Origin of the sequence: Streptomyces sp. 1-11 (genome assembly GCF_007176755.1) — a bacterium.
GTDB lineage: Bacteria > Actinomycetota > Actinomycetes > Streptomycetales > Streptomycetaceae > Streptomyces.
The window spans coordinates 1-15316 of sequence record NZ_BJTV01000010.1 but is presented as its reverse complement, the minus strand read 5'-3'; the positions used below and the strand labels follow the sequence as shown (position 1 = coordinate 15316).

The 15316-nt window shown below is 73.1% G+C and carries 17 protein-coding genes and 2 pseudogenes; 14 read left to right on the top strand and 5 right to left on the bottom strand.

What is annotated here, in order from left to right:
- Nucleotides 1-213 precede the first annotated feature (213 nt).
- Nucleotides 214-669, bottom strand: coding sequence for a pyridoxamine 5'-phosphate oxidase family protein (locus TNCT1_RS21625; protein WP_235902810.1), 456 nt, complete (start codon nt 667-669; stop codon nt 214-216).
- 384 nt (nt 670-1053) lie between these two features.
- Between TNCT1_RS21625 and TNCT1_RS21620 the strand changes: the two genes are divergently transcribed.
- From TNCT1_RS21620 to TNCT1_RS21610, 3 genes are all read left to right on the top strand, one after another.
- On the top strand, nt 1054-1752 hold the full coding sequence (locus tag TNCT1_RS21620; protein ID WP_143634681.1) for a response regulator transcription factor: 699 nt from the start codon (nt 1054-1056) through the stop codon (nt 1750-1752).
- Between the two features lie 410 nt (nt 1753-2162).
- Complete coding sequence (locus TNCT1_RS21615; RefSeq protein ID WP_143634679.1) at nt 2163-2702, top strand: CBS domain-containing protein; 540 nt, start codon at nt 2163-2165, stop codon at nt 2700-2702.
- Nucleotides 2703-2832: 130 nt separating this feature from the next.
- Nucleotides 2833-3735: a universal stress protein gene (locus tag TNCT1_RS21610; protein ID WP_143634677.1), complete on the top strand. Its 903-nt coding sequence runs from the start codon at nt 2833-2835 to the stop codon at nt 3733-3735.
- 38 nt (nt 3736-3773) lie between these two features.
- Here the strand turns inward: TNCT1_RS21610 and TNCT1_RS21605 are convergent, their stop codons facing one another.
- The 4 genes and pseudogenes from TNCT1_RS21605 to TNCT1_RS21590 all read right to left on the bottom strand — a co-directional run bounded on the left by TNCT1_RS21605 (nt 3774) and on the right by TNCT1_RS21590 (nt 8049).
- Entirely contained in the window at nt 3774-4811 is a 1038-nt protein-coding gene (locus tag TNCT1_RS21605; protein ID WP_143634675.1) for an NlpC/P60 family protein, read from the bottom strand.
- 273 nt (nt 4812-5084) lie between these two features.
- Complete coding sequence (locus tag TNCT1_RS21600) at nt 5085-6449, bottom strand: alkaline phosphatase (protein ID WP_143634673.1); 1365 nt, start codon at nt 6447-6449, stop codon at nt 5085-5087.
- A 196-nt stretch (nt 6450-6645) separates the two neighbouring features.
- A pseudogene (locus TNCT1_RS21595) lies at nt 6646-6942 on the bottom strand (TlpA family protein disulfide reductase); the annotation flags it as partial.
- Nucleotides 6943-6954: 12 nt separating this feature from the next.
- Complete coding sequence (locus TNCT1_RS21590) at nt 6955-8049, bottom strand: YncE family protein (RefSeq protein WP_143634669.1); 1095 nt, start codon at nt 8047-8049, stop codon at nt 6955-6957.
- A 463-nt stretch (nt 8050-8512) separates the two neighbouring features.
- Here TNCT1_RS21590 and TNCT1_RS21585 point away from each other — a divergent pair, with 463 nt between their 5' ends.
- The 11 genes and pseudogenes from TNCT1_RS21585 to TNCT1_RS21535 all read left to right on the top strand — a co-directional run.
- Nucleotides 8513-9661 carry an enolase C-terminal domain-like protein gene (locus tag TNCT1_RS21585; protein ID WP_143634667.1) on the top strand — a complete coding sequence of 383 codons (1149 nt, stop codon included), beginning with the start codon at nt 8513-8515 and terminating at the stop codon, nt 9659-9661.
- 180 nt (nt 9662-9841) lie between these two features.
- A complete protein-coding gene (locus tag TNCT1_RS21580) occupies nt 9842-10189 on the top strand; it encodes a gas vesicle protein (protein WP_143634665.1) in 348 nt (115 codons plus the stop codon).
- Between the two features lie 48 nt (nt 10190-10237).
- On the top strand, nt 10238-10690 hold the full coding sequence (gene gvpJ, locus TNCT1_RS21575) for a gas vesicle protein GvpJ (protein WP_143634663.1): 453 nt from the start codon (nt 10238-10240) through the stop codon (nt 10688-10690).
- Complete coding sequence (locus TNCT1_RS21570; protein WP_143634661.1) at nt 10687-11442, top strand: GvpL/GvpF family gas vesicle protein; 756 nt, start codon at nt 10687-10689, stop codon at nt 11440-11442. Before gvpJ ends, TNCT1_RS21570 begins: the two co-directional genes overlap by 4 nt.
- A gap of 1 nt (nt 11443) precedes the next feature.
- Nucleotides 11444-11689 (top strand): gas vesicle protein GvpG, encoded by a 246-nt coding sequence (locus TNCT1_RS21565; RefSeq protein WP_143634659.1) that lies wholly within the window; start codon nt 11444-11446, stop codon nt 11687-11689.
- A pseudogene (locus tag TNCT1_RS21560) lies at nt 11686-11988 on the top strand (gas vesicle protein); the annotation flags it as partial. The gene TNCT1_RS21565 and the pseudogene TNCT1_RS21560, both read left to right, overlap by 4 nt.
- A 245-nt stretch (nt 11989-12233) precedes the next feature.
- On the top strand, nt 12234-13067 hold the full coding sequence (locus TNCT1_RS21555; protein ID WP_143634657.1) for a GvpL/GvpF family gas vesicle protein: 834 nt from the start codon (nt 12234-12236) through the stop codon (nt 13065-13067).
- Nucleotides 13054-13284 (top strand): gas vesicle protein, encoded by a 231-nt coding sequence (locus TNCT1_RS21550; RefSeq protein ID WP_143634655.1) that lies wholly within the window; start codon nt 13054-13056, stop codon nt 13282-13284. The genes TNCT1_RS21555 and TNCT1_RS21550 overlap by 14 nt, the downstream gene beginning before the upstream one ends.
- Nucleotides 13281-13562, top strand: a complete 282-nt coding sequence (locus TNCT1_RS21545) for a gas vesicle protein K (protein ID WP_143634652.1) — start codon at nt 13281-13283, stop codon at nt 13560-13562. The genes TNCT1_RS21550 and TNCT1_RS21545 overlap by 4 nt, the downstream gene beginning before the upstream one ends.
- A gap of 117 nt (nt 13563-13679) precedes the next feature.
- Nucleotides 13680-14798, top strand: a complete 1119-nt coding sequence (locus TNCT1_RS21540) for a hypothetical protein (RefSeq protein WP_174266390.1) — start codon at nt 13680-13682, stop codon at nt 14796-14798.
- Nucleotides 14799-15101: 303 nt separating this feature from the next.
- The coding region (locus tag TNCT1_RS21535; RefSeq protein ID WP_160160422.1) for an alcohol dehydrogenase catalytic domain-containing protein at nt 15102-15316 on the top strand (215 nt) is incomplete at its 3' end.

Here is a 15316-nt window from a genome sequence, read left to right as displayed (position 1 = left end):
AGCAGTGGGGCAGCGCGTCGTCACCGGACCACCGGACCACCGGACCACCGGCCGTCACCGCGACGCGGCCTTGCGTGCCCATCCCCGCGTGCTCATCCGTGGGTCCGTCTGTCGGTGACATATCGAAACGATTGCCCGAAATCTACTGTTATGCGGCGAAGGTGGCAACGATCTGCGGGCGGGCCACGCCGCCCGGCCGCACGGTGCCGCCCGTCAGGTGCCGGCCGTGAGCCGGACCCCGGTGATCAGATCGGGACGGATCCGCACGGCGTGGTCCATGGCGTGATCTGTCCAGGGCACCAGCAGGGCCCGGTAGCGGGCCAGTTCGGCGGGATCGGTCACCAGCCGGGCGTAACCGGTGACCACCACACTCCAGCCCAGGCGGCTGTCCGGGTCGATGACGTCGGCCTCGTAGGCGACGACGACGCCGGCGCCGTCGCCGTCCTGGGCGTGCGCGGTCAGGGCCGCGCCGTCATGGGTGCGGATGACGATGTCGCCGCCGTCCAGCACGTGGTTCACCGGACGCACCGTCGGCAGCGCGTGCCGGGTGAAGACGATCCGGCCGAAAGGGACGCTGCCCAGCAGCCGCAGCGCCTCGTCGCGGTCCAGCTCGACGCTCCGGCGCGGCCCGGGGGGAAGGGAGGGAGCGGTGCCGGTGCCAGTGGTCATGGCGGGGGTCCGTACGGTCTCGTTGGTCACTGCCGTGTGTCTCTGGTCGGGGGCCGGGATGTGAACGGGCGGCCGCCGCGGACGCCGGAGCGCGGGCCGCGGACGCGGCCGTCGCCTCATTGGAGTCGTCCGGGGCCCTGTCGCGCCAGGGCCGTTCGGCCCCGGTACGCCTCCGCCCGGCCCCGCCCGCGGCGCCGGACTTCCGCGACGGCCGCCCGCCGCCCGGGGCTCCGGCCACCGGACCGATCGGTGGCCGGGCCGTGTCCCGGTTCCGGTGTCACCGGGTGACCGCGGCCGGCCCGGGTGCGGGAGACTGGGGGAGGGGCCGGTGGCCGCGTGCTCCGGCCCACGGTCCACGAGGCACCCCGCGACAGGAGGCGATCGATGGCGGACGGCGAGCGGAACGGCACCGGGGACGGGGACCCGATCCGGGTCTTCCTGATGGACGACCACGAGGTGGTCCGGCGCGGTGTGCGCGATCTGCTGAACGACGAACCGGACATCGAGGTGATCGGTGAGGCCGGCACGGCGGAGCAGGCGCTGGTGCGGATCCCCGCCCTGCGCCCGCAGGTCGCGGTGCTGGACGTCCGGCTGCCCGACGGCGACGGCGTGAGCGTCTGCCGGGAGCTGCGCTCGCGCATGCCGGAACTGGCCTGCCTGATGCTGACCTCCTTCGACGACGAGGAGGCCCTGCTCGACGCCATCATGGCGGGCGCCTCGGGTTACGTCCTCAAGCAGATCAAGGGCTCGGACCTGGTCACGGCCGTGCGCACGGTGGCCCGCGGCCAGTCCCTGCTCGACCCGAGCGCCACCGCGAGGCTCATGGCCCGGCTGCGCGGCGGTCAGGCGCCGGAGGAGGCGCCGGACGAGCTGCCCGGCCTGACCGTCCGGGAACGGGAGATCCTCGCCCTCATCGGCGAGGGCCTGACGAACCGCCAGATCGGCGGGCGTCTGTTCCTGGCCGAGAAGACGGTGAAGAACCACATCTCCCGGCTGCTCGCCAAACTCGGCGTCGAGCGCCGCGTCCAGGCCGCCGTCATCGCCACCCAGGTGATGGACCGCCAGAAGCACGGCGGAGGCTGACGGCCGGGGCGGTGTCCGGCGTCCCTCCCTCCCCGGGGGTGACGCGCGTCCTCCCGGGGCGTGGCCGGGTGGCCCTGGGCGACCAGGACCACCGGCCCGCCCGGGGGACCGGCTGCCCCTGCCGCGGCGGACCCCTTCTCCGCGACGCTGGCACCGGGGCCGGACGGTCCCCGGACAGGAAGTGGGGAGCACCATGCCGCGTACCCTCCCGGCGGGCACCGCCGGTCGCGCCGGCAGCCGCGCCGCCCGTGCGGCCGCCCCGGTCGTCACCGGGCGGCGCATCCGCCGCTCCGCAGTGGGTACCCACAGCAGTCCGGTGACCCGGGACGTACCGCGCCAGGCAACCGCACCCGTCTCCGTCGTGGCCCACGGCTGAGCGCGACGGGACAGAGGCTGAGGGAGGGAACACCATGAGGCACGACAAGGTCGGCTCCGTGATGACCGCCGAGGTCGTCCGGGCGGCGTACGGCACCACCTTCGAGGAAGTGACACGACTGTTCGCCGAACACCGGGTCAGCGGACTGCCGGTGACCGACGAGGACGAGAAGGTGGTGGGAGTCCTGTCCGAGACCGACCTGGTGGCGCCTCGGGCCGGGTCCCCCGGCGCCTCCCGGCGGCGTATCGCGCCCGTCTCGGCACTGGCCGGCGCCGGCCGCCGGCGCGCCGCCGCGAGCGGGGCCCGCACGGCCGGCCAGCTGATGACCGGGCCGCCCGTCACCGTGCGCGCCGAGACCACCGTCGCCGAGGCCGCCCGCACCATGACCGAGCGGGGCGTGGCACGGCTCGTCGTCGTCGACGAGGAGGACCGGCTGGTCGGCATCGTCACCCGGCGCGACCTGCTCCGGGTCTTCCTGAAGCCCGGCCCCGGCGTCCACGACGAGGTGACCGGGGAGATCCCCGCGCGGCAGGACCGGGACGACGTCGCCCAAGGCCGCCCGCGCCTCCGCTGAGAGGCGGTGGACGGCGCGACGCCCGCGCCGGAGCGTGTGCCGCGTACCGCACCGCGGAACCATGCGGACGCCGTTACCTGAGGCCGCGCGCACCGGCACCAACGAGCAGATTCTTGGAGGAGGTGGCGTCATGCCCGCACCCGTCACCGTCGGAGTGGACGGATCGCCCGGAAGCCTCGCCGCCGCCGAGTGGGCGGCCCGCGAGGCGGAGCGTCGCGGCCGGCCCCTGCTGCTGGTCCATGTCCCGGGCCGGCAGCCGGGCCGCCCGGACGGCGAGCCCGCGAACGACGCGCAGCGGCGACTGGCGCCAAGGGCCCTGCGCCGGGCGGAGGACCGGATCCGCGCCGCGGTCCCCGGCCTGCGCGTCACCTACGAGCAGCCGGCGGGCCCGGCGGCCACCGCCCTGGTGAAGGCCGCCGAGCGGTCGGAACTGCTCGTCCTGGGCTCGCGCGGGCTGACCGGCCTGGCCGGGTTCCTGGTCGGTTCCGTCGCCCTGGGCGTGGTCGGCCGGGCCACCGGCCCCGTCGTCCTGGTCAGGACGGAGGAGGACGCCGCGGACGAGCACCTGCCGGCCCGGGGCGGCAGAGCCTCGACCCCTACCGGCTACCGCGACGTGGTGCTCGCCCTCGACGTCAACGACCCGTGCGACGAGGTCATCGCGTTCGCCTTCGAGGCGGCCCGGCTGCGGCGGGCCCGGCTGCGCGCGGTGCACGCCTGGCAGTCCCCGCCCGCGTTCGGCCTCGGCCCCGGGGACATCGCCCTGGTGGACGGCCCCTGCCGGGCGGAGGAGTGGCAGGGTTTCGTCTCCGCCGTCCTGCAGGTCTGGCGGGACAAGTACGCCGACGTCGAGGTGCTGGAGACGGTCGTACGGGAGAAGCCGGCCACCGCGCTGGTGCGGGCCGCGTCGGGCGCGAGCCTGCTCGTGGTGGGCCGTCGTCCCACCGCCCGCCCGGCGATCGCGCGCACGGGCCCCGTCACCCATGCCGCGATACGCCACGCCGGCTGCCCCGTGGCCGTCGTACCGCACCACTGAGCCGGCGGCCGCTGCCGCCCGTCACCGGGTAAGGCGGGTCAGACCCGGACGCCGAACATGAACGGGCCGCCGATGGTGTCCATCGACTCGTACCGCACGACCGTGCCGGTGCGCGGGGCGTGCAGCACCTGGCCGTTGCCGGCGTAGAGGCCGACGTGGTGCAGGTCGTTGAAGAAGAAGACCAGGTCGCCGACCTGGAGCTGGCTGCGGGTGAGGCGGGTGCCGATGCCCGACTGCGCCTCTGAGGTGCGCGGTATGGAGACGCCGGCCTGGGCGTAGGCCCACGAGGTCAGACCCGAGCAGTCGTACGAGGAGGGGCCGGTGGCGCCGTAGACGTACGGGGTGCCGATCTTGCTCTGCGCGGCGGAGAAGGCGGCGGAGGCCCGGCCGGAGGCGGAGGTGTCGTTGCCCAGGTCCACGCGCTCGCTGGAGGAGCGGTTGGCGCGCTGCTGCTCGGCGGCGAGGGCCGCCTTCTCCTTGGCGGTCAGGGTGTTGAGCAGTTTCTGCGCCTGGGCGAGCTTGCCCTGGACTTCCTTCTTCTTGTTGCCCAGCTCGGTGCGGGTGGCGGCCAGGTCCTTGAGCTTGTCGGTGGCCTCGGCCCGCTGCTGGGCGAGTTGGCGCTGCTTGTCCTGGATCTTCTTCAGCGCCTCGACCTGCTGGGCGCTCAACTGGTCGAGGGTGGACGCCTTGTCGAGGTAGTCGTCCGGGTCGGCGGACAGGAAGAGCTGGACGGAGGGGTCGATGCCGCCGGAGCGGTACTGCGCGGTGGCCAGCGAACCCAGGCCGTCGCGGAGCTTGTTCAGCTCCTCCTGGCCCCGGGCCACGTTGTCCTGGATGGTGGAGATTTCCTTCTGCAGCTTCTGCTGCTTCTCGTTGGCGCCGTTGTACTTCTCGGTGGCCTGCTCGGCCTGCTCGTAGAGCGTGTCGACCTTCGCCTTGACCTCGTCCTTGCCGAGCTTCTCGCCCGGGGCGGCGTTGGCGGCGTTCGCGCTCAGCGCGACGGCGGCCGCGGCGGCGGTGGTCAGCACGGTGACACGCGTGCGGCTGGGCTGCTTGGGTCGACGGTGGGACGCCACGAGGGACGGTCTCCTTGCTCCTTCGGCCGCCTGCCGGGCACGTCGGTGGGCGGGCCCCTCCGCCGTCACTCCCTGATGAGTGATCGCCTGAGCGGGGGCTGGTCCAAGACCTTAATGACTTTCCTATGGATAGATCAAATGTTTGCATGCGGGGCATCCGTTCCCGCGCGCGGCCCCCGGACGCCGAGAAGGCGTGCCGCCCCGCCGGACGGCACGCCCTCATGTGCGTTTCGCGGCGCGGGAGTTGACGCGCTCCGCCGCCGTCGCGCGGGTTCAGCGCAGGCGCAGCGCCTCGCGCACCGTGGTGAACAGGTCGGTCTGGTTGGTGACGCCGAGGACCCGGTAGGCCTGCGGGCCCTGGGCGGCGATACGGACCTCGGTGCCGGTGTGCTCCTGCGACTGGCCCGGGGTGTTGGTCGAGTAGTTGACCTTCAGCTGCTGGCCCTCATCGGTGACCAGGGTGGAGGACAGGCCGGGCGGGGTGGCCTCCAGCGGCACGATCTGGCTGGTGTGGCCGTGGTCGGCGGTGGTGACGACCAGGGTGTCGGGGTGCTTGGCCGCGTAGGCGCGGGCGACCTTCACCGCCTTGTCGAAGGCCGCGGTCTCCCCGATCTGGCCGCACGGGTCGGCGGCGTGGTCCTGCTTGTCGATCGAGGCGCCCTCGATCTGCAGGAAGAAGCCCTGCTTGGAGCGGCCGGCCTTCTGCTTGGCCTCCAGCAGCTCGATCGCCTTCGTGGCGGAGTCGGCGAGGCTGGGGGTGGTGGCCGGGCGGTTCGGGTTGGAGGTGACGCACCGCTGCGGGTCCGTACCGCCGACCGCCGCAGCCTTGCCGGTCCACTCGGTGGGCACGTTGCCCGGGGCGAACAGGCCGAGGACCGGCTTGCCCGACTTGGCCGTCTTCATCGACGCCTTGTCGGTGACCACCTGGTAACCCAGCTTCTTCGCCTGCTCGGTGACCGTCAGGCCCTTGTACCTGCCGTCGGTGACGGCCTGGTCGAAGCGCTGCTTGCCGCCGCCGAAGAGGACGTCGACCTTGTGGTTGACCTCCTGCTCGGCGATCGAGCCCGGGCCGCCGGCGGCGATCGTGTCGGTGGGGCACTTGGCCATGTCGGCCGGCCCCTGGCAGGAGCGGTCGGTGGCGTGGGAGGCGAGCACGGCCGGGGTGGCGTCGGTGAGTTCGGCGGTGGTGACGTCGCCGGTCGCGTAACCGTTCTTCTGCGCCAGCTCCAGCAGGGTCTTCACCGGCTTGTCGGTGCCGGGGGTCTTGGAGATGCGGCCGTTGACGGTCTTCACACCGGTGGCCCACCCCGTGCCGCTGGCGGCGGAGTCGGTGACGTAGTCCGGGGTGCCGTCGGCGTGCACCGCGTAGGTGGTGTAGGCGCCGGTGAGCGGGAACCTGTCCATGTTCAGGCGGCCGTCGGCTCCCACCGTGTAGTCGCGGGCGAGGGTGATCTCCGAGTCGCCCATGCCGTCGCCGATGAGCAGGATGACGTTCTTCGCCTTCCCGCCCTTGATCGCGTTCCGCGCCTGCTGCTCGCCGCTGGAGGCGCCGGCGGCACTGGTGATCGCCACGGCGGCCGTGGTCGCGGTGACCAGCGCGGTCGCGACCGTGAGGCGACGGCGGGTGGCTCTGTGCATGAGATGACTCCTTGAGGCGTCCGGTGATCGGAAGCGGGGACCGACGGGAACCAGATCACCAGCCTCCGGCGAAGCGCGGGTGAACCGCCGGACGTGTGCACGTATCCAGGTCATGACACGCAGGCGCACGGAAGGCCCGTGCGGACGACGGCGCCTGACGCCGTGCCCGGTCCGTCCGCCGATCGCCGGCACGGGGTCACTCCCTCAGCAACTCGTGCACAGCCTTCTCCAGTTCGGCCGGGGTCGCCGCACCGACCGCCCGCACGACCCCGCGCGCGTCCACCAGGACGTTCGTGGGCACGCCGGTGATGCCGAGCGCGGCGGCGTAGTCGCCGGCCTCGTCCAGCAGGATCGTGCCCGCGACGTTCCACACGCCGGCGAAGGCCAGCGCCTCCTCGCGCGCGTCGCGTGTCTCCCACACGTTGACATGGATGAAGTCCAGCCCGGACCGGGCGGTACGGCGGCGCAGGTCCTCGATGACCGGAGCCTCCGCGTTGCAGGGGCCTCACCAGCTCGCGAAGAAGTTGATGACATATCTCTTCTCCGCCCACTCCCGGGTCGTGCGCACCTCGCCGGTGCGGGCGTCCGGCAGGGCGAACCCGGGGAGCCTCCTGCCCACCGCCGGGTGGGTCCGCGGTCTCGTGGCCCCGGGCAGCCAGGGCCTGTCCACCACGGTCAGCGTGCCGCTCCCGGCGTTGGAGACCAGCAGACGGCCCGAGACGGCGTCGAGCTGGCAGTCACCGGGCCCGTTGCCGACGGTGATGCGGTGCGTCTCGGTCCCGGCGGCGGTGTCGACCGCGCTGACGGTTCCCGCGCCGCGGTTGCAAACGTACAGCCGGCCACCGTCCGGTGATACGCACATGCCCACCGGGGCACGCTCGACCCGGATCTCGTCCAGCGGACGCCCCGTGGCGAGGGACAGCCGCTGCACCGTGCCGTGCAGCGACCCGGCCACGTACAGCTCGTCGGCCACGGCATTGGCGACGGTCTTGCACGGCCCCTCGCCCACGGCGATCCGCCCCAGCGGGCGCAGGGTCCCGGTGTCGAACACGGTCAGTGAGGCGGCCATGAAGTTGGCGCAGTAGGCACGCCCCCGCTCGCCGTCCACGGCGATGCTGCCCGCCCCTAGCTCGGCGGGGACGGTGCCGATCACCTCCAGCCGGTCGGCGTCGATGACGGTGACCGTGCCCGCCGCGGTGTTGCCGCAGAAGACCCGCCGCCGCGCCGGATCGTGTCCGAGCCCCGCCGGGTAGGCGTCCCGCCCCACGTGGATCCGCGTCACCCGCGCGCCGGTGCCCGCGTCGAGCACGGTGACGGTGTCGGAGCGGGCGTCGGCCGTGAACAGCCGCCCGGTCGGCAGGTCCAGCACGACGGGGATCGGTTCCCGGCCCACGCCGGCCCGCCACAGCGGGACGCAGCGGACGAGGTCCACGGCGACGACCGCGTCGTCCCGCGAGCAGGCCACGTAGGCCCGGCGCGCCGCGGTGTCCACGGCCACGGCTTCCGGACCCGCGCCCACCCGCGGTTCGCCGGCCACGGCGTGCCCCGGCTCGACCCGGCAGGCCGGGCCGCTCGGCCGGGGAGGCGGGTAGCCAGTCACGGCTCTTGTTATTCACGCCGGACCCCCGGACAAAACGCCCGGCCGCCGTCATGACCGTCAGGGGTGCCCGCGAGCGGCCCCCGTCCGTGGCGGACCGGCCGTCCGGCAGGGGCGCGGTGGTGTCGGCCGAGCGGCCGAGCGGCCGAGCGGCCGAGCGGCCGAGGACGCCGCCCGGTCCGGCGCCCGAGTTCACCCGTCGGCGGTTTGAGCGACGCGGCCGGCGGTCACCCAGTGCCGGTGGCAGAGGTGTGCGTCCGAGGGAGCAGGTCATGACACTGGTCGCCGGCCATGTTGGGCAGCGCTTGCCGGAGCGGAGGGCCGAGCGGGGCGGCGGCTGTCCCGGCTCCGGGGCCGACAGGACCGACGGGCCGCCGGCCGCCCTCCGTCCGGCGCGGGGCCGGCCGGAGCCGGTGCCGTCGCGGCCGCGCACCGAGGCGGTCGGCCACCTGCCGGGACGGCGCTGATGGGCGCCCCGGCCGCCGGAGACGAAGGACTCTCCTGCCGCATCGACTCGGTCGACGTGCACGCCTTCCGGCTGCCGACCGACGGCCCGGACGGCACGGAGCAGGACGGGACCCTGGAGTGGGACTCCACCACCATGGTCCTGGTGCGGGTGCACGCAGGCGGCCGTACCGGGCTCGGTTACACCTACGGCGACGTGTCGGTCGCCGCCTTCGTCGAGTCCGCACTCGCCGACGTCGTGCGCGGGCGGAGCGCCGCCTCACCCCCGGCCCTCTGGGAGCTGATGGGCCGCAGGATCCGCAACGCCGGGCGTCCCGGAGCCGGCGCCATGGCGGTGTCCGCGGTGGACGTGGCGCTGTGGGACCTCAAGGCCCGGCTGCTGGAGCTGCCGCTGATCCGCCTCCTCCCGTCCTGGCACGACCGGGTGCCGGTCTACGGCAGCGGCGGATTCACCAACTACTCCCTGGACCGGCTCACCGACCAGCTCGGCGGCTGGGTCGAGCAGGGAATCCCGCGGGTGAAGCTGAAGACGTCCCGGAACCCCGAGCACGACCCGCGGCGCCTCACCGCCGTCCGCGAGGCCATCGGCGACGAGCCGGAGATCCTCACCGACGCCAACGGGGCGCTGGGCCGCAAGCAGGCGCTGTACTGGGCGCGCCGGTTCCACGAGGAGTGGGACGTGCGGTGGTTCGAGGAGCCCGTCAGCTCGGCCGACATCGAGGGCCTGCGCATGCTGTGCGAGCGCGGGCCCGAACGGCTGGAGATCGCGGCGGGCGAGTACGCGTACACCACCCGGGACTTCGTCAACCTCGTGCAGGGCCGTGCCGTGGACTGTCTGCAGGCCGACGTCACCCGCTGCGGTGGCATCACCGGCGTACTGGAGACGGCCGGCCTGTCCGCCGCCCACCACCTGGACCTGTCCGCCCACTGCGCGCCCGCCGTCTCGGCCCACGCCTTCTGCGCCGTGCGCCGGCTGCGGCACCTGGAGTACTTCCACGACCACGTGCGGTTCGAGCGCCTGCTGTTCGACGGCACGCTCACACCCGAGGACGGCGCCCTGCGGCCCGACCCCGGCCGGCCCGGCCTCGGCCTGGAGGTCAAGTGGCCGGACGCCGAGCGCCACCGCGTGTACGGGACACCGCCGGCCTGACCGGGCGCCGCCCGCGCGCCGCCACCCGGCGGTCCTGCTGACCCGGACCGGCCGGGCTCGTCGGGCGGGGGCGGCGCGGCTCCGGGACGCCGGGCCCAGCGGCGGGCGTGTCCCCGCGCTGATCGCCGGATCGGCCGCTGTAGAGATGCGTGCGCCGCCCCGCCCGGACACGCTGGCCTCATGCCGGAGCAAAGCCGCACCCGTCCCAGTACGCCCGTCAAGAGCACGCGTGACCGCGGTACCTCGGGGGACGCGGGTCGGAAGACGACCACGCGCGTGGGGCCCGAGCGGGCCGCCCGCACCGCCTGCGACTGGCTGCAGAGCTTCATCGTCCACCGCATCGAGAGCGTGTGCGCCGTGCGGCGTACCGAGCAGGGCTGGTGCGTTGCCGTCGACGTGCTGGAGGTGGCCCGCATCCCCGACACGACCAGTCTGCTCGCCACGTACGAGGTGGAACTCGACGAGTCCGGCCGGCCCGCCGAGTACCGCAGGGTCTGCCGCTACCACAGGGGCACCGCCAACCACTGACGGGCCTGCCCGCGCCCACCGGAAGCCTTCCGAGAGGACCACCTGACCATGACCACGACCACCACCTACTCCAGCAGCGAGGTCGTGTACGTACCGCGCGCCGGGACGCTGTACGACACACTCGAACTGATCCTGGACCGCGGCATGGTCATCGACGTCTTCGTCCGGGTCTCCCTGGTCGGCATCGAGATCCTGAAGATAGACGCGCGCATCGTGGTCGCCAGCGTCGACACGTACCTGAAGTTCGCCGAGGCCTGCAACCGGCTCGACCTGGAGGCGACTTCGCGCAGCACCACCATCCCGGAGCTGTTCGGCGGGAAGGCCGCCAAGGCCGCGGGGAAGCGCAAGGTCAAGAAGACCATCGAGTCGGTGGGCGAGAAGCTGCGCGACGTCGTCGGCGGCTCCGACGAGGAGGACGAGGAGGAGCCGGAGACACGGCCCCGGCACCGCACCGCCCCGGCCAAGTCCGAGGGACGCCGCAGACGGGAGAGCGAACGATGACCACCGCTGGGCCCTACGTCTACGGCATCGTGGCCGTCGATCACCCCGTGCCGGCGCGACTGCGCGGAGTGGGCAGACCGGCGGTGCCCCTGGAGCTGCTGCCCGTGGGCGCGACCGCCGCGGTGGTCAGCGCCGCCCCGGTCCCGCTGCGCGCACGGCGGCGGGATCTGCTGGCCCACCAGGAAGTGCTGCTCGCGCTGGCCCTCGACGGGCCGGTACTGCCGATGCGCTTCGGGATGCTGGCCCCGGACGCCGAGGCGGTTCGCGGGCAGCTGGAGGCCGGCCACGAGCGCAACGTCCGCGCGCTCGAGCGGCTGGCGGGCCGTGTGGAGATGAACGTGAAGGTGCTGCCCGCCACCGGCGCGCTCGCGGCGCTCGTCGCCGAGGAGCCCCGGATCCGGGAGCTGCGCGAGGCCGCGCGCGACCACCCCGGGTACGAGGCGAACCTGCGCCTGGGCGAGGCGGTGGCCCACACCCTGGCGCGCCGCGCGGCCGACGTCGCACAGCGGATCGTTCCCGAACTGGCGGCGCTGGCAGCGGCCCGCGCGCCGGGGCCGCAGGTGGCCGAGGCCGTGTCGAACATGTCCTTCCTCGTCGACCGGCGGGACGTCCCGGACTTCCGCGCCGCCGTCGACCGCGTGTCCAGCAGGTACCGGGACCGCGCCGAGCTGCGCCTGGCCGGGCCGCTGCCCTGCTACAGCTTCGTCGAGCCCGAGGGCGCGCTCGCCGCGGCGGCGCGGACAGGGGCCTGACATGGGGTTGCTCACCGCACTGCTCACCGCGCCGCTGGCCCCGGTGAGAGGCGTGATCTGGGTCGCCGACCAGCTCGCCGAGGCCGCCGACCGCGAGGTCAACGACCCGGCGGCTGTCCGCGTCCAGCTCGCCGCGTTGAACCGGGCGCTGGAGGACGGCGAGATCGACCTGGTCCACTTCGAGCGGGAAGAGGACCGGCTGCTCGACCTGCTGGAAGCGGGAACCGGCCCGGAGGTGGCCAGGTGACCCAGGTCGACCACCGGAGAACCGGCCAGGTGCCGGGCCCGACCACCACCAACCTCGCCGACATCCTGGAACGCGTGCTGGACAAGGGCATCGTCATCGCCGGTGACATCAAGATCGACCTGCTGGACATCGAGCTGCTCACCATCCGGCTCCGCCTGTTCGTCGCCTCCGTCGACACCGCGAAGAAGGCGGGCATCGACTGGTGGGAGACCGATCCCGCGCTCTCCTCCCGCGCCGCGCACCAGGAACTGCTGGAGGAGAACCGGCTCCTGCGCGAGCGGCTCGCGGCGCCCCGGTCCACCGAGGCCGCCGGACTGCCCGGCGGCGGTACGGACGCCCCCTACGGGGACGACGAAGCCTGCGAGGACGACGAGGACTTCGAGGACTTCGAGGACTTCGAGGACTACGGGGGCGACGACCACGACGAGGACTTCGAGGACGACGAGAACGACGAGGACTACGTGGGCGACGACCACGACGACCACGACGACCGCGACGGGCGGCCGGGCGGACGGGACCGGCGAGCCGAGGAGGGACCGCTGGCATGAAGCAGCCCGTCTCCCCGGAGCCGCCCGCCCCGGCGGCCACCTACGTCTTCGTGATCTGCCGCCAGGTGGACGAGGACGTCCTCTCCCGGCTGCCAGGGATCACCGCCACGCCGGTGCGGGCGCTGCCGTTCGAGGGTCTGCACGCCGTGGTGCAGGACGTGCCGGCGGCGGAGGCCGACCGCCAGTCCTGGACCGACCGGCTGTCCGACCCGCAGGAGCTGGAGCGATGCGTCCGGGCACACCACCAGGTCGTGACGGCCGTCGCGGCTCAGGGACCGGCCGCGCCGATGGCGCTGGCCACGCTCTACAGCAGCGAGGAGCGCGCACGGCAGGCGCTCGGCGCCGACGCGGCCCGCTTCCACGGCGTACTGGACCGCGTCGCCGGGCGGGTCGAGTGGGGCGTCAAGGCGTACCTGCCCGCGGCGCCGGCAGCGGACGGGGCGGGTCACGGCGCCGTCCCCGCCCGTGTGCCGGCCGGACCGGGGGCCTCGGGCGCCGGACGCGCCTATCTCGAGCGGGTGCGAGGCGCGCACCGGGCCCGGGAGGAGAACCGGCGCGCCGCCCTGCGGGCCGCCGAGGAGGCGGACGCGGTGCTTCGGGGTTCGGCGGTGGCGGCCCGCCGGCTCCGGCTCCAGGACCAGCGGCCGGACGACCGCCGCGGGGCACAGGTCCTCAACGGCGCCTATCTGGTGGAGGAGGACCGGACGGCATCGTTCACGCAGGCGGTGGAGACACTGCGGCGGCGCACCGGAGCCCTGCTGATCGAGCTGTCCGGCCCCTGGGTGCCCTACTCCTTCGCGGGGGAGGACGGCGCCCATGGAGACCGCTGAACCCGTGCCGTGGCAGGAACCCGAGCCGCTGGACGGGCCGATCGGCGTCCCGCTGGTGGACCTGCTGGACCGGCTCCTGGCCACGGGTGTGGTGATCAGCGGCGACGTGGTGATCGCCATCGCGGACGTGCCGCTGGTACGGCTGTCGCTGCGCGCCCTCCTGTCCTCGGTGAACGAGCGGGTGCCCGCTCCCTGGGCGGACTCGGGGGCACTGTGACGGAACCCCGACTCGACGTGGACCCCGACACGGTCGGACGTGATCTGGTGGCCCTGGTGCTGACCGTCGTCGAACTCCTCAGGCAACTGATGGAGCGGCAGGCGATCCGCCGGGTGGAGCAGGGCGACCTCAGCGACGAGCAGGTCGAGCGGATCGGGGTGACGCTGATGATGCTGGAGCGGCGGATGACCGAGCTGTGCGACCAGCACGGGCTGCGCCCGGAGGACCTCAACCTCGACCTCGGACCGCTGGGGAGCCTGCTGCCGCGCGACTGGTGACGGGCGGAGCCGGGGCCCGAGGCCTCGAAGAGACTGCGGTTATCGGGTGACCGCGTTAAACCCGGGACATTCTGGGCACTGGTGAGCGCCGGGGCACCCGACGAGAGGGGTCCGGTCATGCGGAAGTCGTCGCAGGGCGTCACGGTCGTGGCTCTCCTGGCGGATCCGGACGCGCCGACGGAGGTCGCGCAGCACATGGCCCGGGTGCTTCCTGATCGGCTCGCCGGCAAGTCGGGCGAGGGGCGACGGTTCGATGTGGAGGTGGTCAGTGAGCCCTTCACCGCGGGGACCGAGGACCTGCCGACGTTGACGCGCCGGATCATGGACCGCAGGCGAGCGGAGCACTGGGACATCGTCGTGGCCCTCACCGACCTTCCGCTGCACTCCCACGGGCACAAGCTCGTAGTGGAGTTGAGTCATGAACACGGCTGGGCGCTGCTGTCCCTTCCGTCGCTGGGAGGCCTGCGGTTTCGCAGAAGGGCCCTGCGGGCGGTGGAGGAGACCGTGCTCAGCTTGGCGAGTCAGCAGGCCACGGGGGCCGGGGAGACTCCGCGTCACCAGTCGCTGGGACGCTTCGTCAGTCGTCTCGCACCGATTCACCCGGGCCCCATCGGTGAGGAGGAGACCGCTGATCTGCGGTACGTCGTCAGCGGGCCGGGTGGTTATCTGAGGGTGCTCGGCGGTATGGTCCGCGCCAATCAGCCGTGGCGGCTGGTGCCGGGTCTGTCGAAAGCCCTGGCGGCCGCCCTCGCCACGGGAGCGGTGGCCACCGTGAACTCCACCCTCTGGAGTCTGTCGGAGGCCCTGAGCACGCCACGCCTGGTGATCGCCATGGTCGGTTCCGTCGCGCTCATGATCGGTTGGTTGATCGTGGACGCGCACCTGTGGCACCGATCAACAGACACCTCGCCGGAGGAGAGGAAGAGGACGAGCCTCTACAACGCGTCCACGATCGTGACCGTGGGAATCGGGGTGGTCGTCTGCTACGCGGGTCTGATGGCCATCAACTTGGTGTGGGCCCTGTTCATCCTCAACGACCGCGTCTTCGCCTCCATGACACGGACCCCGCTGCACGCCTCGGAGTACTGGACGCTGTCCTGGTTCGTCGCTTCCATCGCCACGGTGGGCGGCGCGCTGGGATCGGGCTTCGAGAGCGACGAGGCGATCCGGGCGGCCGCCTATTCCAAGCGCGAACAGGAACGCCGCCGCATGCTCGACGACGACGACGATGACTGACCGGCGACCCGCGATGGTCTCTTCGGTCGGTGGCGGTCCGGGCGGGAAAGGTCGCCTGATCGATCGGTGCGCGGTTGTTTCGCGTCGAAGGCCGACGGGGACTCGCACCGCACGCCGCCGGAGCGCCGAAGCTCCACTTGACTGGCCGGCGGCAGAACCACCGTTCCACCTCATCCAGGTGGGCGGCCCGCAGAGGCGTGCCGATGCCACGGACTCCGTCGTAGCACTTCCGAGAGTCAGGCTCTTCGCGCCGTCTCATCATCGCCGTGCCGCGGTCATACCGTGACACCGAGGGAAGTCATCATGAAAGCAGCGGTATATGAAGGACCGCGAACGGTCACAGTGAAGGACGTGCCGGACGCGAAGATCGAGCACCCCTGCGACATCATCGTCAAGATCACCACCACCAACATCTGTGGTTCGGACCTGCACATGTACGAGGGCCGCACCTCGTTCGAGTCCGGCCGCACCCTGGGTCACGAGAACATGGGCCAGGTGGTGGAGGTCGGTCCGGCCGT

Bases quoted from the DNA above. Each gene is read 5' to 3' on its own strand.
- TNCT1_RS21580 (WP_143634665.1), top strand. From the start codon at position 9,842: ATGCCGGAGCAAAGCCGCACCCGTCCCAGTACGCCCGTCAAGAGCACG.
- TNCT1_RS21555 (WP_143634657.1), top strand. From the start codon at position 12,234: ATGAAGCAGCCCGTCTCCCCGGAGCCGCCCGCCCCGGCGGCCACCTAC.
- gvpJ (WP_143634663.1), top strand. From the start codon at position 10,238: ATGACCACGACCACCACCTACTCCAGCAGCGAGGTCGTGTACGTACCG.
- TNCT1_RS21600 (WP_143634673.1), bottom strand. From the start codon at position 6,449: ATGCACAGAGCCACCCGCCGTCGCCTCACGGTCGCGACCGCGCTGGTC.
- TNCT1_RS21615 (WP_143634679.1), top strand. From the start codon at position 2,163: ATGAGGCACGACAAGGTCGGCTCCGTGATGACCGCCGAGGTCGTCCGG.
- TNCT1_RS21570 (WP_143634661.1), top strand. From the start codon at position 10,687: ATGACCACCGCTGGGCCCTACGTCTACGGCATCGTGGCCGTCGATCAC.
- TNCT1_RS21565 (WP_143634659.1), top strand. From the start codon at position 11,444: ATGGGGTTGCTCACCGCACTGCTCACCGCGCCGCTGGCCCCGGTGAGA.
- TNCT1_RS21585 (WP_143634667.1), top strand. From the start codon at position 8,513: ATGGGCGCCCCGGCCGCCGGAGACGAAGGACTCTCCTGCCGCATCGAC.
- TNCT1_RS21540 (WP_174266390.1), top strand. From the start codon at position 13,680: ATGCGGAAGTCGTCGCAGGGCGTCACGGTCGTGGCTCTCCTGGCGGAT.
- TNCT1_RS21620 (WP_143634681.1), top strand. From the start codon at position 1,054: ATGGCGGACGGCGAGCGGAACGGCACCGGGGACGGGGACCCGATCCGG.
- TNCT1_RS21610 (WP_143634677.1), top strand. From the start codon at position 2,833: ATGCCCGCACCCGTCACCGTCGGAGTGGACGGATCGCCCGGAAGCCTC.
- TNCT1_RS21550 (WP_143634655.1), top strand. From the start codon at position 13,054: ATGGAGACCGCTGAACCCGTGCCGTGGCAGGAACCCGAGCCGCTGGAC.
- TNCT1_RS21625 (WP_235902810.1), bottom strand. From the start codon at position 669: ATGACCACTGGCACCGGCACCGCTCCCTCCCTTCCCCCCGGGCCGCGC.